Below are 18,992 nucleotides of genomic sequence, written 5' to 3'. Positions count from 1 at the left end.
AGGGGTTTTGCGCACCTGCCTCTAATCGGTCTTGATTACCATGAATACACCCGCCAAAAACCGCCTGGCCAACCCCGGCTGGTTCCTTGTCAGCCCCTCAGTCGCCCTGTTGCTGCTGTGGATGATCGTGCCATTGGGCATGACCCTGTACTTTTCGCTGATCCGCTACAACCTGCTCTACCCCGGCGAAAACCAGTTCGTGGGGCTGGAAAACTTTACCTATTTCATCACCGATTCGGGCTTCCTGCCCGGCGCCACCAATACCTTGTTGCTGGTGGGCAGCGTGTTGCTGATCAGCGTGGTGTTCGGTGTGCTGATCAGCGCCCTGCTGGAGGCCAGTGAGTTCTTCGGCCGTGGCTTGGTGCGAGTGTTGCTGATTTCGCCGTTCTTCATCATGCCCACCGTGGGCGCGCTGATCTGGAAGAACCTGATTTTCCACCCGGTCTCGGGGATTCTCGCTGCCGTGTGGAAGTTCTTCGGCGCAGAACCCGTGGACTGGCTGGCGCACTATCCGTTGCTGTCGATCATCATCATCGTGTCGTGGCAATGGCTCCCGTTCGCCATCCTGCTGCTGATGACCGCCATGCAGTCCCTCGACCAGGAACAAAAAGAAGCCGCGCGCCTGGACGGTGCCGGCGCCATCGCGATCTTCTGGCACCTGACCCTGCCCCACCTGGCCCGCCCGATTGCCGTGGTGGTGATGATCGAGACGATCTTTTTGCTCTCGGTATTCGCCGAGATCTTCACCACCACCAACGGTGGCCCCGGCTACGCCTCGACCAACCTCGCCTACCTGATCTACAACCAGGCGCTGGTGCAGTTCGACGTGGGCATGGCCTCGGCCGGCGGCTTGATTGCCGTGGTCATCGCCAACATCGCGGCGATCATCCTGGTGCGGATGATCGGCAAAAACCTGACTGACAAGCCTTGAGGGCCGCGCCATGACGCTTCAACAATCTCGCCGCCTGCAAAGCCTGTTGCTCGGCACATTGGCCTGGGCCATTGCGATCCTGATTTTCTTCCCGATCTTCTGGATGGTGCTGACCAGCTTCAAGACCGAAATCGACGCGTTTGCCACGCCGCCGCAGTTCATCTTCACGCCGACGCTGGAGAACTACCTGCACATCAACGAGCGCAGCAATTACTTCAGCTATGCGTGGAACTCGGTGCTGATTTCCTTCAGTGCAACGGCGCTGTGCCTACTGATCTCGGTACCGGCGGCCTACTCCATGGCGTTCTACGAAACCCAGCGCACCAAAGGCACGCTGCTGTGGATGCTGTCCACCAAGATGCTGCCGCCGGTGGGCGTACTGATGCCGATCTACCTGTTGGCCAAGAGCTTTGGCCTGCTGGATACGCGCATTGCGCTGATCATCATCTACACCCTGATCAACCTGCCGATTGTGGTGTGGATGGTTTACACCTACTTCAAGGACATCCCCAAGGACATCCTCGAAGCCGCGCGCCTGGATGGCGCGACCCTGTGGCAAGAAATGGTCCGCGTACTGTTGCCGATTGCCAAGGGCGGCCTGGCCTCTACCGTGTTGCTGTCGCTGATCCTGTGCTGGAACGAGGCCTTCTGGTCGCTGAACCTGACCTCCTCCGCCGCCGCGCCGCTGACCGCGTTGATCGCCTCCTACTCCAGCCCCGAAGGCTTGTTCTGGGCCAAATTGTCCGCCGTCTCGACCCTGGCCTGCGCGCCGATCCTGATCTTTGGCTGGATCAGCCAGAAACAGCTGGTGCGCGGTTTGTCCTTTGGCGCCGTCAAATAATAATTCCTAGCGGAGGCTCATCATGGCCAACCTGAAAATCAAGAATCTGCAAAAAGGCTTCGAAGGCTTTTCCATCATCAAGGGCATCGACCTTGAAGTGAACGACAAGGAGTTCGTGGTGTTCGTCGGCCCGTCGGGCTGCGGCAAATCCACCCTGCTGCGCCTGATCGCCGGCCTGGAAGAAGTCAGCGAAGGCACCATCGAACTGGATGGCCGCGATATCACCGAAGTGACCCCGGCCAAGCGTGACCTGGCGATGGTGTTCCAGACCTACGCGCTGTACCCGCACATGAGCGTGCGCAAGAACATGTCGTTTGCCCTGGACCTGGCCGGTGTCGACAAGAAGCTGGTAGAGAGCAAGGTCAGCGAAGCGGCGCGCATCCTGGAACTGGGCCCGCTGCTGGAGCGCAAGCCCAAGCAGCTGTCCGGCGGCCAGCGCCAGCGTGTTGCCATCGGCCGCGCGATTGTGCGTAACCCGAAGATCTTCCTGTTCGACGAACCGCTGTCCAACCTCGACGCTGCCCTGCGCGTACAGATGCGCCTGGAACTGGCGCGCCTGCATAAAGAGCTGCAAGCGACGATGATCTACGTGACCCACGACCAGGTGGAGGCGATGACCCTGGCCGACAAAGTGGTCGTGCTGAACAGTGGCCGTATCGAGCAGGTCGGCTCGCCGCTGGAGCTGTATCACCAGCCAGCCAACCTGTTTGTGGCGGGTTTCCTCGGCACGCCGAAGATGGGTTTCCTCAAGGGCAAAGTCACCCGTGTTGAAAGCCAAAGCTGCGAAGTGCAGTTGGACGCGGGCACGTTGATCAACCTGCCGCTGAGTGGCGCCACCCTGAGCGTGGGCAGCGCCGTGACCCTGGGCATTCGTCCGGAACACTTGGAAATCGCCTCTCCAGGCCAGACGACTCTGACGGTCACCGCCGACGTCGGCGAGCGCCTGGGCAGCGACACCTTCTGCCACGTCAACACCGCCAATGGCGAGCCGCTGACCATGCGAATCCGTGGCGACATGGCCAGCCAGTACGGCGAGACGCTGCACCTGCACCTGGACCCGGCGCACTGCCATCTGTTCGACACCGACGGTGTTGCCGTGGCCCGCCCACTGCGCGCTGCCGCCTGATTTCGCGAGACTTTGCTGATGAAACTGAATAAACAGAACCTCACCCAGTTGGCACCGCACGTGAAGCTACCCACCTATGCGATTGCCAGCACCACGCAGGGCATCGCCCATATCGGCGTCGGCGGTTTCCATCGCGCGCATCAGGCGTATTACACCGACGCGCTGATGAACACCGGCATCGGCCTGGACTGGAGCATCTGCGGCGTCGGCCTGCGTACCGAAGACCGCAAGGCCCGCGACGACCTGGCCGGCCAGGACTACTTGTTCACTTTGTACGAGCTGGGCGACACCGACGACACCGAAGTGCGTGTGATCGGCTCGATCAGTGACATGCTGCTGGCCGAAGACGGCGCCCAGGCGCTGATCGATAAATTGGCTGACCCGGCGATCCGCATCGTTTCGCTGACCATCACCGAAGGCGGCTACTGCATCGACGACAGCAACGGCGAGTTCATGGCCCACCTGCCGCAGATCCAACATGATCTGGCGCACCCAAGCACCCCGAAGACCGTGTTCGGTTTTATCTGCGCTGCGCTGACCCAACGCCGCGCCGCCGGCACCCCGGCGTTTACCGTGATGTCCTGCGATAACCTGCCGCATAACGGCGCCGTGACGCGCAAGGCGCTGCTGGCCTTCGCCGCACTGCACAACGCCGAACTGCACGACTGGATCAAGGCCAACGTGAGCTTTCCGAACGCCATGGTCGACCGCATCACGCCGATGACCAGCACCGCGCACCGCCTGCAACTGCATGATGACCACGGTATCGACGATGCCTGGCCGGTGGTGTGCGAACCCTTTGTGCAGTGGGTGCTGGAAGACAAGTTCGTCAACGGTCGCCCGGCCTGGGAAAAGGTCGGTGTGCAGTTCACCGATGACGTCACGCCCTATGAAGAAATGAAAATCGGCCTGCTCAACGGCAGCCACCTGGCACTGACCTACCTGGGGTTTCTCAAGGGTTATCGGTTTGTGCACGAAACCATGAACGACCCGGTATTTGTTGCCTACATGCGCGCTTACATGGACCTGGATGTCACGCCAAACCTGGCGCCGGTGCCAGGCATCGACCTGACGGACTACAAGCAAACACTGGTGGACCGCTTCTCCAACCAGGCGATTGCCGACCAACTGGAGCGCGTGTGCTCGGATGGCTCGTCGAAGTTCCCCAAGTTCACCGTACCGACCATCAACCGCTTGATTGCCGATGGGCGCGAGACTGAGCGTGCGGCGTTGGTTGTTGCGGCCTGGGCTTTGTATTTGAAGGGCGTGGACGAGAATGGGGTGCGCTACACGATCCCCGATCCGCGTGCGGAATTTTGCCAGGGACTGGTGAGTGATGAGGCCTTGATCAGCCAGCGTTTGCTGGGGGTGGAAGAGATTTTTGGCAAGGCTATTCCCAATTCGCCTGAGTTTGTGGCAGCGTTCGAGCGGTGCTATGTGAGTCTGCGCGACAAGGGCGTCACCGAGACCCTTGAACAGCTCCTGGCCCCTATCCACTGAACCACACCGCCCCTGTAGGAGCCCGGCTTGCCGGCGATGGCAATCTTGAATCTTGTGCTGAATTCAAGGGCCTCATCGCCGGCAAGCCGGGCTCCTACAAGGTAAACAGCCTGCCCTTGCATTCGAGATGCACAATGACAAAGACGAACCTGTTTCTCGGCATCGACTGCGGCACCCAAGGCACCAAGGCCATCGTCCTCGACGCCACCAGCGGCAAGGTACTGGGCCTGGGCGCCGCGGCGCACACGCTGATCAGCGGCGCCAATGGCCGTCGCGAGCAGCACACCCAGGAATGGCTGGACGCCTTTACCGAAGCTACCCATCGCGCCCTGCAACAGGCAGGCGTGGACGGCCAGGACATCCTAGGTATCGGCGTTTCCGGCCAGCAGCATGGTTTAGTGCTGCTGGATGACCAAGGCCAGGTGCTGCGCCCGGCCAAGCTGTGGTGCGACACCGAGACCGCGCCGGAAAACGAAAGGCTCTTGCAACACTTGGGCGGCGAAAGCGGTTCCCTGGAACGCCTCGGCGTGGCGATTGCACCGGGCTACACCGTGTCCAAGCTGCTGTGGACCCGCGAACAACACCCGGACATCTTCGTGCACATCGCGCATATCCTGCTGCCCCACGACTACCTCAATTACTGGCTCACCGGCCGCGCCGTCGCGGAATACGGCGATGCATCGGGCACCGGCTACTTCAACGTGCGCACCCGTGAATGGGATGTGGCGCTGCTCAAGCACATCGATCCGAGCGGTCGTCTAGAGCGGGCGCTGCCACAACTGATTGAAGCCCATCAAAGCGTCGGCACCGTTCTTCCAACCATTGCCGAACGCCTAGGCATCAACCCCAACGCCATCGTCTCCAGCGGCGGTGGCGACAACATGATGGGCGCCATCGGCACTGGCAACATTGCCTCTGGCGTGATCACCATGAGCCTCGGCTCGTCGGGCACCGTGTATGCATTTGCCGACCAACCCAACGTCAGCCCGCAAGCCTCGGTGGCCACCTTCTGTTCATCCAGCGGCGGCTGGCTGCCGTTGATCTGTACCATGAACCTGACCAACGCCACTGGGGTGATCCGCGAGCTGTTCGACCTCGATCTGGTTGCGTTCAACGCCTTGGTCGAGCAAGCGCCCATCGGCGCCGACGGCGTGAGCATGCTGCCGTTCCTCAACGGCGAACGCGTGCCTGCCCTGCCCCACGCCACCGGCAGCCTGCACGGGCTGACCATGACCAACCTGACCCGTGCCAACCTGTGCCGCGCAGTGGTCGAAGGCACCACCTTCGGCCTGCGCTACGGCCTGGACCTGCTGCGCCAGACCGGCCTGCAGAGCCAGAGCATCCGCCTGATCGGCGGCGGTTCGAAAAGCCCGGTCTGGCGGCAGATGGTCGCCGATATCATGAACACCGAAGTGGTCTGCACCGAACAGAGTGAAGCCGCCGCCCTGGGCGCGGCTATCCAGGCGGCGTGGAGCCAGTCCGGCGAGTCACTGGCCAGCCTGTGCGACAAATGCGTGAGCGTCGACCCAACCAGCCGCACGCTGCCGTTGGCGGCCAGCGTCAGCGCGTATCAACACGCCTACGAGCGCTATCAACAGCACGTGGCAACCCTTTAAGAGCGAACGACTATGTATCTGGTGTGTGGTGAAGCGCTGTTCGATTTTTTCAGCGAGGAAGACGCCAGCGGGCAGGCTTCCAAGGTCAATTACAAGGCGATTGCCGGCGGTTCGCCGTTCAACGTCGCGGTCGGCTTGCGCCGCCTGGGTATCGAGGCGGGCTTGTTCGGCGGCTTGTCCACCGACTTCCTCGGACGTCGTTTGTTGCAGGTGCTGAAGGATGAGGGCGTCAGCGAGCAGTTCCTGGTGGAATTTGCGGCGCCGACAACTTTGTCGATGGTCGCCGTGGGCGCCAATGGCTCACCGCAGTACAACTTTCGCGGCGAAGGCTGCGCCGACCGATTGCTTGAAGTCAGCCATCTGCCCGAGCTGGATGATGACATCCGTGGCCTGCATATCGGCTCGTTCTCGCTGGTGGTGCAACCCATCGGCGACACCCTGCTGAGCCTGGTCAAGCGCGAAAGCGGCAAGCGTTTGATCAGCCTCGACCCCAACGTACGGCTCAACCCGCAACCGGATATCCAACTGTGGCGCGACCGCGTGGGCGAGTTGGTCAAACACGCCGACCTGATCAAAGTCAGCGACGAAGACCTGCACCTGCTTTATCCCGATCAGTCGCCGGAAAGCGTGTTGCAGGGTTGGCTGCAACACCGTTGCCAGTTGGTGTTCCTGACCCGTGGTGGCGACGGCGCCAGTGTGTTCAGTCGCCAACATGGCCACTGGTCTGCACCGGCGGTCAAGGTGGTGATGGCCGATACCGTGGGAGCGGGTGATACGTTCCAGGCCGCGTTGATTGCCTGGTTGACCGAGCAGCAGCTTGACTCGGTAGAGGGCCTGCAACAGCTCACGCGGGAACAGGTCGACGCCATGCTGGGCTTTGCCGTTCGCGCCGCTGCATTGACCTGCACCAAGACCGGTCCGGACCTGCCTTACCGCCATCAGGTGAGCTGAACCCGGCAGCAACATGACCAATGTGCCACCACGCAGGCCACGTATTCCGTGGCCTGCGCGCGTTTATATAAACATTGCCATGTAGGAAAACTGTGCTAAACCCCAACAGGAGCAGTAATTACAATAGATGCAGGACAGACCCATGCAAAAGAGCAACGGTTTTTCAACCCGCGCCGTTTTAGCTGTCGGCCTCCTCTCACTGCAGTACACCACACCACAACCATCCTACGCTGCCTGCACACTCACTCCCGGCCCGGGCAACGACACATTTACCTGTAACAGCGGCACCAGTGCCGGCCTGACCGATTTCCTGGGCAATAACAGCCTGACCCTGCCTGCAGGTGGCAGCGGCGTCATCAACGGCAGCGTCATCTTCGGTCCTGGGACGGACGCCGTGCGGATCGATTCCGGCCAGATCACCGGCGCTGTACAGCAAGGTGCCGGCATCGATGACTTCATTATGAACGGCGGGCAAATCCAGTCCCTGGCACAGGGCGACGGCCGTGACACCTTCCTGATGACTGGCGGCACCATCGTCGGCGCGTTCGAGGACGGCGACGTGGCGCAGCAAACCGGTGGCACTATCGGTCGGGTCGACATGAAGCTCGACAAGAACGTCTATGACATGTCCGGCGGCGCAATCCTGGGCAACCTGGTCACCGGTTTCGATACCGATAAGATCACCGTTTCCGGCGGCAGCATCGGCGGCAATATCAGCACCAGCGGCGGCGACGACAGCATCACGGTCAGTGGCGGCGTGATCAATGGCGAGATCCGCGCCAGCGTCGGCAATGACACCTTCAACTGGCTCAACGGAGGCCAGATCAAATCAGCGGTGCTGATGGGCGATGGCGACGATACCGCGCTGCTGCGCGGACTCAGCGAAAGCCTGCTGGCTGCCACGCCCTCCATCGACGGCGGCCTGGGCACCGATCAACTGACCTTCGACAGCACGACGTCGAGCACGGCGGCCCGCTACATCGGCTGGGAGACGGTCAACCTCACCAACACTTCACGCTTCAACCTGGCTGGGGATTTTTTCCTGGGTGACAGCGCAAGCAATACCGGCACCTTCAACATTGACGGCAGCAGTACGCTGGCCGTGACCCAAGGCAGCGTGCGGCCCTATCTCGCCGGCCAACTGGCGACGCTGAACAACGCCGGTACCATCGATATGACCACCGGCAGCGCCACCGCCAACGATGCGCTGACGGTGTATGGTAACTACGTAGGCAATAACGGCCAGGTGTGGCTGCAAACCGTGCTGGGCGATGAAAACTCCGCGACGGACAAGTTGGTGGTGTCCGGTGGCACGCTGAGTGGCCACACCCAATTGGCGGTAAGCAATCTTGGCGGCGTCGGGGGCTTTACCCGCAACAATGGGATTGAGGTGGTGCAGGCGCTCAACGGCGCGGTGAGCAGCACCGATGCCTTCTCGTTGAAGGGCTCGGTCTCGGCCGGGGCCTATGAATACTTGCTGTTCAAGGGCGGCGTGACGGCCGGTACCGAAAACAACTGGTACCTGCGCTCGTCGGTGGTTGCCGTGCAACCGCCGGCGGTGCCAACGGTGCCACCGACACCACCGGTGGTAGTGCCCGTAGCGCCCATTCCGGCGACACCGTCCGTGGTCGACCCCGACGAGCCGCCCGTGGAACCGCCGACCTCGCAACCCGTCGCACCGATCTCGCCCCCCGCCCCGCCGCCCAGCCAGGTGGCGGCAGGCAACTCGCCGGAATCCGCCGCGAGCAACCCCGCGCTGCCGACCGCCATTGCCGGTGCTGAGCCTATCGCGCTGTACCGCTTGGAAGTGCCGGTGTATTCGGTGGTGGTGCCCGCCGCACAGTTGATGACCCTGCAAGCGCTGGGCACCTTTCATGATCGCCAAGGCGAGCAAAGCCTGCTGACCGAGACCGGCACGGTGCCAGCAGGCTGGGGGCGTGCCTATGGCAGCGACTTCAACAAGCACTGGTCGGGCACCGTGGCGCCGAGCTTCGACGGTTCGGTGAAGGGCTATCAGGTCGGTCATGACCTGTATGCATCCGAAACCAGCGGCGGGCAGATTCAGCGCTTCGGGCTGTTTATCGGCCAGAGTCGCCTGAACGGGGACGTAAAAGGTTTCTCGATGGGCTGGCAGAACAATCGTTCCGGACGGGTCAAACTCGATGGCGATCACGTCGGTGCCTACTGGACGCTCACTGATCCGACCGGCTGGTATGTGGATCTGGTGGCGATGGGCACGCGCCTGAAGGGCGACAACAAGTCCGAGCGGGGTATAAAGATGGACACCAAAGGCCATGCCCTGGCGCTGTCCGCCGAAGCCGGCTACCCGATTGCCGTTTCCGAGCATTGGGTCGTGGAACCCCAGTTCCAGGTGATCCGCCAGACGATCGACCTGGACAGCCAGAACGACGGTATTTCCAGGGTGTCGTTCGACTCCCAGGATTACTGGACCGGCCGCCTCGGCGCTCGCCTCAAGGGTCGCTACCTGGTGAATAACACACCGGTCGAACCTTATCTGCGGGCCAACGCCTGGCGCACATTCGGTGGCAGCGACACGGTGACTTACGATGATGTGGATCGCATCAAGAGCGATCACAAGTCGTCCACGGCGGATGTGGGTGTCGGCGTGGTTGCGCGACTGTCGTCTTCGGTGAGCGTCTACTTGGCCGCAGACTACAACACCAATCTGGACGGCAACGCGATGGAGGGTGTCAGCGGCAATGCCGGGGTGCGGATGAGCTGGTAAACATGAAGGTTTTGTCAGCCCGGCAAACATTAATCGATGGTTAATCCCGCGAGTCGAGAGTGAAGCTGTACCCACTTGCGGAGAACCACCATGAAACTGCGCACGTTAATGCTTGGCGGCGCCCTGGCACTGGCAGCAGTGTCAGGCCTGGCCCAGGCTGACGATTCAAACGCCGTCAAAACCGTTCCTTACCAGTACGGCATGCCGATGAATATCGCCAAAGTCCTGGCGATGAACGAAACCCAGACCGATGAATGCAAAGTCATCAAGGCAGATATCAAGTTTTTGGATAAGGCGGGCAAAGTCGAAGACGTGAGCTACCGGAAGATGTCCGAAGCGTGCGATTTCCAGAACTGATTGGCGGGGTTGAACAGCACTGGGCCTGGCAGTCACCAGGCCCACAGGTCAAGCTCAAGCATTCTCAGTAAGCGCGCCCTCCTACGCGTTGCAGGATGGGGGTATGCGCGTGTTTGAGATCTTCGCGCAACCCGGCGATCAGGTTGCAAATCGCTCGACTGCTGTCGAGTCTGTCCGCGTTGATGCCTTTGACTTCCAAATCCACCCGGTCACGGTCGCGGTCGTCGTAGACCTTGATCGTCAGCGAAGCATCTTCGGCTTTGGTGCATTCGCACCGTTTGGGCAGGAAACTTCCTTCAATAATGCTGCGAAGCTCTAGTTCCGAAAGCATGGTCAACCTCTCCTTTTATGAGACTGCCAACAGATTGTTGTGTATCCGGCGAGCGCATGCCCGCCGCGCCTTGCCAGCCCTGGAAGACGCTTGTAACACCCAAGCCTACTCGGCAAAATCGGCCTTCGTTGTAACTTTTCCTCATAAGCCACCTGCCGGGTTATATAAGTAAAACTGTAGGGTGTGAATCGTCGTCGAACCGCAGCGATTAAACGTTTAACTCTTGACTCCAAATTCATTACAGCCCTGTGCGGCGACTCTTTCGGCAACATGTCGCAAACTATCGAAGTTGATGTTCGCTCCGGAATTGATTGCCACCAAGGTCTGTTTGCGCAGGCCATGATGGGCGACGTACTTGCGAACCCCCGCCACCGCCAACGCACCTGAAGGCTCGGTGATTGAGCGCGTGTCGTCGTAGATCAGCTTGATGGCGCTGCACAGCTCATCGTTGCTGACCGTAATGACGTCATCCACCCAATCCCGGCAGATTTCAAACCCATAGGCGCCCACCTGCGCCACCGCTGTGCCGTCGGCAAACCCGTCGACGCAGGGCAGCACCACCCGTTCACCGGCCTTCAACGCGGCCATCAGGCAGCTGGAGCCTTCCGGTTCGACGCCGACGATGCGCACCTCGGGCCGCAGGTATTTGACGTAGGCGGCGATCCCGGCGATCAGGCCACCCCCGCCCACCGGCACAAATATCGCGTCCAGGGCACCTTGCTGCTGGCGCAGGATTTCCATGGCCACAGTGCCTTGGCCGGCAATCACGTCGGGATCGTCGAAGGGCGAGACAAAGGTGCATCCCGAGGTTTCAGCCAGTTGCAGCGCGTGGGCCAGGGCAAAGGGGAAACTCTCGCCATGCAAGACCGCTTCAGCGCCACGGGAGCGTACGCCGAGTACCTTCAACTCCGGCGTGGTGCTGGGCATGACGATCCGCGCCTGGATCCCCAACTCCCTTGCTGCCAGCGCCACGCCCTGGGCATGGTTGCCAGCCGATGCCGTGATCACGCCGCGCGCCTTTTGCTCGTCGCTCAACTGCACCAGTTTGTTGTAGGCGCCCCGGATCTTGAAGGAAAAGGTTGGCTGCAAGTCTTCGCGCTTGAGCAGCACCTGGTTGCCCAGCAGCGCCGACAATGCGGGTGCGGGTTGCAACGGCGTGCGCACTGCCAGGTCGTAGACCGGCGCGGCCAGGATCTTTTTTACGTAACGCTCAAGGAGTGCCGAGTCGGCGGTGCAGGTGCTCATAGGTGTTTCCTGGCTTTTTGTTCAAGGCCCAGGAGACGGAAAAACAAAACCCGCCTCTAGGGCGGGTTTGGGTACAGCCGTGCGCTATCCCGCCAAATGAGGAATGGCGGTAATAATGCTTGGCTGGCTGCGAAAGGTTTGAGATGTCATGCCGCGAAATTAACCGTCCCCGGCCGAACAAGTCAACAAAAGGTTTACTCATAGCATACGAAACGTATACGCTTTGTATATCAACCCTGCACAGTGAACCCCATGGGCATCGTCAAGATCACCGACCAACTGCACGAACAACTGCGCCTGGCCAGCGCTGCGATGGACCGTTCCATCAACGCCCAGGCCGAATTCTGGATCAAGATCGGCCTGCTCGCCGAGCTCAACCCCCACCTGCCCTACAACGAATTGATCAACAAACTGTTGCTGGACAAACCCGACCTGATCCGGGGGCGCAGTTGATGATCAAGACTGCCGCCCAACTGGCCGTGATGCGTGAATCCGGGCGCCTGCTGGCCCAGGTCTTTACCATGCTTGACGGGTTCGTCGCCGTTGGCCGCTCCACCCTGGAGCTGGACGCCGCCGTCGAAGCCTTCATCCGCAACAACCTCAAGGCCCGCCCCGCTAGCCTGGGCCAATACGACTACCCCTTCTCCATCAACACCTCGATCAACGAGGTGGTGTGTCATGGCATGCCCAACGCCAAGGACATCCTCAAGGACGGCGATATCATCAACATCGACATCACCCTGGAAAAAGGTGGCTTCATTGCCGACTCCAGCAAGATGTACATGATCGGCAGCGTTACGCCCAAGGCCCAGCGCCTGGTCGAGAAGACCTTCGAAGCGATGTGGGCCGGTATCCGCCAGGTCAAGCCCGGCGCGCGCCTAGGCGATATCGGCCACGCTATCCAGAGCCACGCGCAAGCCAATGGCTACAGCGTGGTCCGCGAATATTGCGGCCACGGCATTGGCCGACAGATGCATGAAGAACCACAGGTCCTGCACTTTGGCCGTCCCGGAACGGGGTTGGAGCTACGCGAAGGCATGGTGTTTACCGTTGAACCGATGCTCAACCAGGGCAGCTCGAAAGTGCGCAGCCTCAAGGATGGCTGGACCGTGGTGACCAAGGACAACAGCCTGTCAGCGCAGTGGGAACATACCGTGGCGGTGACGGCGGATGGGTTTGAAGTGCTGACGCTGCAACCTTCACCCTTTTAGGAACTGGCTTGCCGGCGATGGCATCGCTGCGGTTTTCCTGAAACACCGCGTTGGCTGCATCGCCGGCAAGCCAGCTCCTACAAGGATCGGTGTTCACACGACATTCGAGCCGCCGGCTATTCGTTTGAGCCCCAACACCATCAGCCCTCCTCCGAGCCCCATCGCCGCCAGAAACAGCGGATACGACACCCACCACGGCGTCCCCGCCGTCATCATGCTGAACTCCGACATGCCGCCGATGCTCGCAATCAGGTTCAGCGGCAGGAACACCACGTTGATCAAGGTGAGCTTGCGCAATAGGTTGTTCATGCTGTTGTTCATCAGGTTGCCACGGGCGTCGATCAGCCCGGAAAACACGTTGGAATAGATCTCCGCCTGTTTGTAGCACTGGTGGTTCTCGATGATCAGGTCGTCGATCAGCGCCAGTATCTCCGAACTGAAATGCTCCTTTTCCGCGTGGTTGCGCAACCGCGAAAGCACCGCGCCGTTGCTGTGCAGCGCGTTGATGTAATAGATCAGGCTTTCGCTGAGGCTGAACATCTGCATCAGGTGGTGGTTGCTCATGGATGCATTGAACTGCTGCTGCAATTCCCGCGCGACCAGCTTGATCACCTTGAGGTGGCCCAGGTAGTGGTGGATGTTGTTGAGCAACAGGTCGAGCAGCACATCCAGCGGCGTGTGCAACGGGCGGCGCTTGCCGAGGCCGGTCAGCGGGGTTTCGTCGGTGGCGATCACCAGCAGGCGGCCAGGCGAAAACAGCAGGCCGCAGGACGACACCTCGAACACCAGGTTGCCGCCACCGGAGTAGTTTTCCGGGCGTTTCCAGATCAGGAACAGATTGTCCGGGTGAAACTCGATGCGCGAGACTTCGTCGGGGTCCAGCGCCGAGGCCAGGGCGTGTTCGTCCAGCTTGTGGTGGTCCCGTAGCCACTCGCGCTCGGCCAAGTCAGGGTTGTTGAACAACTGGATCGGGGCATCGTCTCGTTCCCCACTGTGCAGCTTGCCATCGGTCAGTTCGAAACGCTGGATCATCGGCGGGTCACCAGACCTGGCCCTGACGCTTCAACTCCAGGCGCCGCACAAACTCCTCCAGCACCAGCCCATACAAATCGTCCTGCAAATAAGCATCTTCGATACCGGCGTCCAGGTTGGGGTTGTCGTTGACTTCGATCACCACCACCTTGTCGCCGGACTGCTTGAGGTCGACGCCGTAGAGGCCATCGCCGATCAGGTTGGCGGTCTTCACGGCCAGTTCCACCACCGCTTTGGGCGCTTCGTGGACCGCCAGGGTGCGGCATTCACCGTTGATGGCCTGGCCGATGGCCTTGTGGTTGTAGATCTGCCAGTGGCCCTTGGACATGAAGTACTGGCAGGCAAAGATCGGCTTGCGGTTGAGCACGCCGATGCGCCAGTCGTACTCGGTGTAGAAAAATTCCTGGGCCAGCAACAGCACGGAATGTTCGAACAATTCGGCGGTGGCCTTGAGCAAGGCTTCCTGGCTTTCTACCTTGATCACGCCTCGCGAGAAACAGCCGTCGGGGATCTTCAGCACCAGCGGGAAACCCAGGCGCTCGCCGACCCGTTCGAAATCTTCCGGTCGTTCCTTGTACAGAATCTCCGTAGCGGGCATGCCCAGTTGGTGACTGTTGAGCAGATCGGTGAGGTAAACCTTGTTGGTGCAGCGCAGGATGGACGCCGGGTCATCCATCACCACCAGGCCTTCGCTTTCGGCTTTCTTGGCGAAGCGGTAGGTGTGGTTGTCGACGCTGGTGGTCTCGCGGATCAGCAAGGCGTCGTATTCGGCCAGGCGCGAATAGTCCTTGCGTTCGATCAGCTCCACATCGATGCCCAGGCCCTTGCCGACGCGGATGAAATTATCCAGGGCCTTGGCGTTGGACGGCGGCAATTGCTCTTGAGGGTCGTGCAAGATGGCCAGGTCATAACGGGCCAGGCGACGTGAACGCGGCTGGCGCCAGATCTTGCGGCTGAAGTTGTCCAGCGCGTGGGCGAATTGATCTTCCTGATCGTCGCGCAACTTGTGCAGCACCCCCGATTTAACCCCTTCAATATGCCAACCGTTATTCTTTTTAAAATCAACTAACAAGATCGGGCATGGAAAGGCTTCAAACAACTGACGGGCCAAGTCCTGCAACGGCTCTATATTGGTCCGGCCAAAATAAAGTGTCAGGGTAAAGCCTTCGGTATTGCTGTAGAGATGATGACTCAAGGCTTTATCGAGGGTTTTATCCAGGTCATCCAGGGCCAGCCCGTACAGCGACTTCTTCGTCAGTTCGCTGATGGTGCGCACCGACGGAATCACCTTGTGTCCACGGGCTTCGGCCAGCAGCGAGCAGTAATAACCGTGGCCCAGGTACTTGTAGCTGCGGCACAGATTGATCACCTGTACGCGCTTGCCACTCTCGTTCTCACGGGTCTGCTCCAGGTATTCCTGGGCGGTGACGATGTCTTCGCTGGGGAAGTAGGAGGCCCAATCTTCCTTGCGCTCCACAATAATCACGACTTGACTGTTGCCTTTCGATGGTGCGGAAAAATAACCTGTATTAGTTATTGTCGCCGCGAGGGTTTGCTCGGATACTTCACGCCAATGACCTTGTACCGCCGACATAATATTTGATCCGCTTTAGAGAACTCGACCTTTTCTATTAAGCACGATCTTTTAGAGAAGTCCCGTTTCGTTACGCAACTTTTACGGCGGTCATATGGCTCTTTGCTTTCGCGTTGCAACCCGCTTGGATGTGCCCGGATTGGTGGCACTGGAACAGCACTGCTTCACCACTGACCGGCTGTCACGGCGCAGTTTCCAGTGGATGGTCAGCCGCGCCCATGGCCAGTTGCTGGTGGCGGACAATGACGGGCAATTGCTCGGTTATGCGCTGGTGTTGTTCCACCGTGGCACCTCGTTGGCGCGTCTGTATTCCATCGCCATTACCGAAGCTGCGCGTGGCATGGGGTTGGGTAAACAGCTGCTGAGCCGCGTTGAAGCTATCGCCGTGGCACGGGGTTGCACCCGCCTACGCCTGGAAGTGCGCACCGACAACCCCGGCGCTCTCAGCCTCTATGAGCGCAACGGTTATCGGCGCTTTGCCCTGATCGACGCCTATTACGAAGACCACACCGCCGCCCTTCGGTTAGAAAAGACCTTGTCTCTTGTAGGAGCGAGCTTGCTCGCGAAGATCGCCCAGACACCGCGTTAAACCAGGAGTCTCGCGTCATCCTTGACGTTTTTCGCGAGCAAACTCGCTCCTGCAGCGGCCTTGGCTTCCAGCTCGCGCACCAGCGGTAACACGTGTTTGCCGAAATACTCGACTTCTTCCTGGAAATGCAGGAACCCCGCCAGCACCAGGTCCACCCCCACCGCCTTGAGCGCGACGATGCGCTCGGCAATCTGCTGGGGCGTGCCGATCAGGTTGGTCTTGAAGCCATCGTTGTACTGCACCAGGTCTTCAAAGCTGGATTTGGCCCAGTTGCCCTCGCCTTCCGGCGATGCCTTGCCCGCTTGCTTCGCTGCATCGCCAAAGGCATTCACCGCCTCCGGGTCGGCCTTGTCGATGATCTCCGCGAGCACGGCGCGGGCTTCTTCCTCGGTGTCGCGGGCGATCACGAAGGCGTTGACGCCGACTTTGACCGAATGGTTGTTCGCCGCCGCTTTCGCGCGAATGTCATCGACCTGGGCCTTGATGCCTTCCGGGGTGTTGCCGTTGGTGAAGTACCAGTCCGACACCCTCGCCGCCATGTCCCGCGCGGCCCGTGAGCTGCCGCCCTGGAACACCTCCGGTTGGCCCAGTGGCTTGGGCTTGAGGGTGTAGTTGTTGAAGCGGTAGAAGTCGCCCTTGAAGGTGAAATCGTCCTGGGTCCAGATGCCTTTGAGAGCGCGGATGAACTCTTCGGAACGGCGATAACGCTCATCGTGCTCCAGCCAGTGTTCGCCGATGGCCTGGAACTCACCCTTGAACCAGCCGCTGACGATGTTCACGGCGATACGGCCGTTGGTGAGCTGGTCGATAGTCGCCAGTTGCTTGGCCGCCAACGCCGGTTGCCAGGGGCCTGGCAGGATCGCGGCGATCACCTTGAGCGTGGTGGTCGCGGCCAGCAGTGCATGGCTGAATGCCACGGATTCATGCTGGTTTTCGGCACCGTAGCCGGCGGTGAAACGGATCTGCGTAAGGCCGTACTCAAAGCCGGCCGCTTCCGCCAGTTGCGCCAGTTTGCGGTTGTAGTCGATGCCCCAGTGGGTGCGTTGTTCGATCTTGCTGACCACCAACCCACCACTGACGTTGGGCACCCAGTAGGCAAATTTCACGGCTTGCTGGCTCATCTCGCGTTACCTCGCACAATAGGGATGTACTGAGGGCTTGAGCAGCAAGCGTGCCAGGCCGGGGAAACGCACGGGCCATGGGCGTTGCACGCAATACCGCATGCAGGCGTCGATGTCGCAGAGTGGGCGGGTTTGTCGATCAGCTGTTGCCAGGGCAACAGTGGCTGAACGCTTTGGCCCATGAATACGGGCGCAGATACCCGGCACGGAGTGTGCAATCCCCCTTGCATTGATCACTGCCCAGGAACCTTGCCCATGACCGAACAACACGTCATCAACCCGCTGTCCACCGGTGTCGACTACCCGACCCTGGCTGCGCGCTTTCGTCCGATTTTCCAACGCATCGCCGACGGTGCCGTAGAGCGCGAACAATCCCGCACCCTGCCCCATGAACCGATTCAATGGCTCAAGGAAGCGGGCTTTGGCGCGGTGCGCGTGCCGGTGGAATATGGCGGCGGGGGTGCTTCCCTGCCGCAATTGTTCGAACTGCTGATCGAGCTGGCCGAAGCCGACTCCAACGTACCCCAGGCCCTGCGTGGGCACTTCGCCTTTGCTGAAGATCGTCTGAACGCCCCGCCCAGTGCCGGCCGGGATCTGTGGTTCAAGCGGTTCGTGGACGGCGATATCGTCGGCTGCGCCTGGACCGAGATTGGCAACGTGGCGATCGGCGATGTGGTCACCCAGGTCAGCCCTGAAGGCGATCGCTGGAAGCTCAACGGAGAGAAGTTCTACAGCACGGGTAGCATCTTTGCCGACTGGATTGATGTGTACGCCCAGCGCAGCGACACCGGTGGTGATGTGATCGCAGCCACCCGCGCCCGGCAGCCTGGGGTGGTGCACAGCGATGATTGGGACGGCTTTGGCCAGCGCACTACCGGCAGCGGCACATCGCGCTTTACCGACGCGGTGGTGGATGCGGAAAACGTCATCGACTTTGCCAGCCGGTTTAAATACCAGACGGCGTTCTATCAGTTGGTGTTGCTTGCCAGTTTGGCGGGGATTGGGCGTGCGGCCTTGCGCGATGTGGCGTATCAGGTGCGCAGCCGTAAGCGCATCTACAGTCATGGCAATGCGGCGCATGTGAGCCAGGATGCGCAGGTTCTACAGGTGGTCGGGGAAGTGGCGGCGCTGGTGTATGCCGCTGAGGCGAGCGCGCTGAGGGCGGCGCTGCCGGCGCAACGGGCGTATTTGGCGCGGTTTGGGGGGGATGATGCTGCTGAGCGTTTAGCCAATGTGGCTGCAGAGATTGAGTCGGCTACGGCGCAGGTGGTGGTGTCGGGGTTGATTCAGCGGGCGACCAGTGAGTTGTTTAATGCGCTGGGGGCTTCGGATGTGCGGCAGGGTAAGGCGCTGGATCGGCATTGGCGGAATGCGCGGACGGTGTCGTCGCATAATCCGGTGATTTATAAGGCGCGGATTGTGGGGGATTGGGTGGTTAATGGGGTGGAGCCGCCGTTTGTTTGGCAGATTGGGAATGGGCGGGGTTGAGACTGGGTTTTTGGGGGCATATCCGTTATTTAGGTGATGGCGGCTTATGGTTCCGCCCTTACGGCGGCTCACTTTTGAAAAGCGCAAAAGTAAGCAAAACGCTCTTGCCCCAACACTCGGCACCTCGCCTAGGCTCGGTGTGCCCGTAATCCGACAGGGATTTGGGGGGCCGCCTAAGATCAAAATCAAAAGCCAGAGCACAGCGGCCTGACAGCCGGCTTGAGTGGTGTAGGGCAAAGGCAAAGGCAAACGCGGTCCACTGTAGGAGCTGGCTTGCCTGCGATGGTGGTTAACGATGACGCGGGGAACCAGA

At 60.5% G+C, this 18,992-nt stretch carries 15 protein-coding genes and 2 pseudogenes; 12 read left to right on the top strand and 5 right to left on the bottom strand.

What is annotated here, in order from left to right:
* The first annotated feature begins 40 nt into the window (after positions 1–40).
* The 8 genes from HX868_RS29250 (at position 41) to HX868_RS29215 (ending at position 10,068) form a co-directional block, all read left to right on the top strand.
* Positions 41–931, top strand: coding sequence for a carbohydrate ABC transporter permease (locus HX868_RS29250; protein WP_032864136.1), 891 nt, complete (start codon positions 41–43; stop codon positions 929–931).
* 10 nt (positions 932–941) lie between these two features.
* A complete protein-coding gene (locus tag HX868_RS29245; RefSeq protein WP_003173672.1) occupies positions 942–1,772 on the top strand; it encodes a carbohydrate ABC transporter permease in 831 nt (276 codons plus the stop codon).
* A 22-nt stretch (positions 1,773–1,794) separates the two neighbouring features.
* Positions 1,795–2,898 (top strand): ABC transporter ATP-binding protein, encoded by a 1,104-nt coding sequence (locus HX868_RS29240; protein WP_016980354.1) that lies wholly within the window; start codon positions 1,795–1,797, stop codon positions 2,896–2,898.
* An 18-nt stretch (positions 2,899–2,916) separates the two neighbouring features.
* Positions 2,917–4,398, top strand: coding sequence for a mannitol dehydrogenase family protein (locus HX868_RS29235; protein WP_177005251.1), 1,482 nt, complete (start codon positions 2,917–2,919; stop codon positions 4,396–4,398).
* A gap of 134 nt (positions 4,399–4,532) precedes the next feature.
* Positions 4,533–6,014: a xylulokinase gene (gene xylB / locus HX868_RS29230; protein ID WP_177005250.1), complete on the top strand. Its 1,482-nt coding sequence runs from the start codon at positions 4,533–4,535 to the stop codon at positions 6,012–6,014.
* A 12-nt stretch (positions 6,015–6,026) separates the two neighbouring features.
* Positions 6,027–6,965 (top strand): carbohydrate kinase family protein, encoded by a 939-nt coding sequence (locus HX868_RS29225; protein ID WP_177005249.1) that lies wholly within the window; start codon positions 6,027–6,029, stop codon positions 6,963–6,965.
* Between the two features lie 142 nt (positions 6,966–7,107).
* Positions 7,108–9,711 (top strand): autotransporter family protein, encoded by a 2,604-nt coding sequence (locus tag HX868_RS29220; protein ID WP_177005248.1) that lies wholly within the window; start codon positions 7,108–7,110, stop codon positions 9,709–9,711.
* A gap of 90 nt (positions 9,712–9,801) precedes the next feature.
* Positions 9,802–10,068: a DUF2790 domain-containing protein gene (locus tag HX868_RS29215; protein WP_016980359.1), complete on the top strand. Its 267-nt coding sequence runs from the start codon at positions 9,802–9,804 to the stop codon at positions 10,066–10,068.
* Positions 10,069–10,132: 64 nt separating this feature from the next.
* On the opposite strand, the gene HX868_RS29210 is transcribed toward HX868_RS29215, so the two are convergent.
* Both HX868_RS29210 and ilvA read right to left on the bottom strand, forming a co-directional pair.
* Positions 10,133–10,399: a DUF1652 domain-containing protein gene (locus HX868_RS29210; protein WP_177005247.1), complete on the bottom strand. Its 267-nt coding sequence runs from the start codon at positions 10,397–10,399 to the stop codon at positions 10,133–10,135.
* A 258-nt stretch (positions 10,400–10,657) separates the two neighbouring features.
* Positions 10,658–11,644: pseudogene (gene ilvA / locus HX868_RS29205) on the bottom strand (threonine ammonia-lyase, biosynthetic); the annotation flags it as partial.
* Positions 11,645–11,896: 252 nt separating this feature from the next.
* Here ilvA and HX868_RS29200 point away from each other — a divergent pair.
* Positions 11,897–12,097 carry a ParD-like family protein gene (locus HX868_RS29200; protein ID WP_003190946.1) on the top strand — a complete coding sequence of 67 codons (201 nt, stop codon included), beginning with the start codon at positions 11,897–11,899 and terminating at the stop codon, positions 12,095–12,097.
* Positions 12,097–12,855 carry a type I methionyl aminopeptidase gene (gene map, locus HX868_RS29195; protein WP_177005245.1) on the top strand — a complete coding sequence of 253 codons (759 nt, stop codon included), beginning with the start codon at positions 12,097–12,099 and terminating at the stop codon, positions 12,853–12,855. The genes HX868_RS29200 and map overlap by 1 nt, the downstream gene beginning before the upstream one ends.
* A gap of 93 nt (positions 12,856–12,948) precedes the next feature.
* Here the strand turns inward: map and HX868_RS29190 are convergent, their stop codons facing one another.
* Positions 12,949–13,887: a magnesium transporter CorA family protein gene (locus tag HX868_RS29190; protein ID WP_095015953.1), complete on the bottom strand. Its 939-nt coding sequence runs from the start codon at positions 13,885–13,887 to the stop codon at positions 12,949–12,951.
* Positions 13,888–13,894: 7 nt separating this feature from the next.
* The gene (locus HX868_RS29185; protein WP_218168857.1) at positions 13,895–15,481 is read right to left on the bottom strand and encodes a RimK family protein; all 1,587 of its coding nucleotides are present in this window, start codon (positions 15,479–15,481) and stop codon (positions 13,895–13,897) included.
* A 94-nt stretch (positions 15,482–15,575) separates the two neighbouring features.
* Between HX868_RS29185 and HX868_RS29180 the strand changes: the two are divergent.
* Positions 15,576–16,019: pseudogene (locus HX868_RS29180) on the top strand (GNAT family N-acetyltransferase); the annotation flags it as partial.
* A 47-nt stretch (positions 16,020–16,066) separates the two neighbouring features.
* On the opposite strand, the gene sfnG reads toward HX868_RS29180, so the two are convergent.
* Complete coding sequence (gene sfnG / locus HX868_RS29175; protein ID WP_177005244.1) at positions 16,067–17,191, bottom strand: dimethylsulfone monooxygenase SfnG; 1,125 nt, start codon at positions 17,189–17,191, stop codon at positions 16,067–16,069.
* 255 nt (positions 17,192–17,446) lie between these two features.
* On the opposite strand from sfnG, the gene HX868_RS29170 reads away from it, so the two are divergent.
* A complete protein-coding gene (locus HX868_RS29170) occupies positions 17,447–18,679 on the top strand; it encodes an acyl-CoA dehydrogenase family protein (RefSeq protein ID WP_177005243.1) in 1,233 nt (410 codons plus the stop codon).
* Positions 18,680–18,992 lie beyond the last annotated feature (313 nt).

This window comes from Pseudomonas reactans, assembly GCF_013385825.1.
Lineage (GTDB): Bacteria > Pseudomonadota > Gammaproteobacteria > Pseudomonadales > Pseudomonadaceae > Aquipseudomonas > Aquipseudomonas reactans.
This window is presented reverse-complemented; position numbering and strand designations above follow the sequence as displayed.

Coding starts and splice junctions, on each gene's coding strand:
- HX868_RS29225 (WP_177005249.1), top strand. CDS start 6,027: ATGTATCTGGTGTGTGGTGAAGCGCTGTTCGATTTTTTCAGCGAGGAA.
- HX868_RS29190 (WP_095015953.1), bottom strand. CDS start 13,887: ATGATCCAGCGTTTCGAACTGACCGATGGCAAGCTGCACAGTGGGGAA.
- HX868_RS29250 (WP_032864136.1), top strand. CDS start 41: ATGAATACACCCGCCAAAAACCGCCTGGCCAACCCCGGCTGGTTCCTT.
- HX868_RS29170 (WP_177005243.1), top strand. CDS start 17,447: ATGACCGAACAACACGTCATCAACCCGCTGTCCACCGGTGTCGACTAC.
- HX868_RS29210 (WP_177005247.1), bottom strand. CDS start 10,399: ATGCTTTCGGAACTAGAGCTTCGCAGCATTATTGAAGGAAGTTTCCTG.
- HX868_RS29200 (WP_003190946.1), top strand. CDS start 11,897: ATGGGCATCGTCAAGATCACCGACCAACTGCACGAACAACTGCGCCTG.
- HX868_RS29185 (WP_218168857.1), bottom strand. CDS start 15,481: ATGTCGGCGGTACAAGGTCATTGGCGTGAAGTATCCGAGCAAACCCTC.
- xylB (WP_177005250.1), top strand. CDS start 4,533: ATGACAAAGACGAACCTGTTTCTCGGCATCGACTGCGGCACCCAAGGC.
- map (WP_177005245.1), top strand. CDS start 12,097: ATGATCAAGACTGCCGCCCAACTGGCCGTGATGCGTGAATCCGGGCGC.
- HX868_RS29245 (WP_003173672.1), top strand. CDS start 942: ATGACGCTTCAACAATCTCGCCGCCTGCAAAGCCTGTTGCTCGGCACA.
- HX868_RS29235 (WP_177005251.1), top strand. CDS start 2,917: ATGAAACTGAATAAACAGAACCTCACCCAGTTGGCACCGCACGTGAAG.
- HX868_RS29220 (WP_177005248.1), top strand. CDS start 7,108: ATGCAAAAGAGCAACGGTTTTTCAACCCGCGCCGTTTTAGCTGTCGGC.
- HX868_RS29215 (WP_016980359.1), top strand. CDS start 9,802: ATGAAACTGCGCACGTTAATGCTTGGCGGCGCCCTGGCACTGGCAGCA.
- sfnG (WP_177005244.1), bottom strand. CDS start 17,191: ATGAGCCAGCAAGCCGTGAAATTTGCCTACTGGGTGCCCAACGTCAGT.
- HX868_RS29240 (WP_016980354.1), top strand. CDS start 1,795: ATGGCCAACCTGAAAATCAAGAATCTGCAAAAAGGCTTCGAAGGCTTT.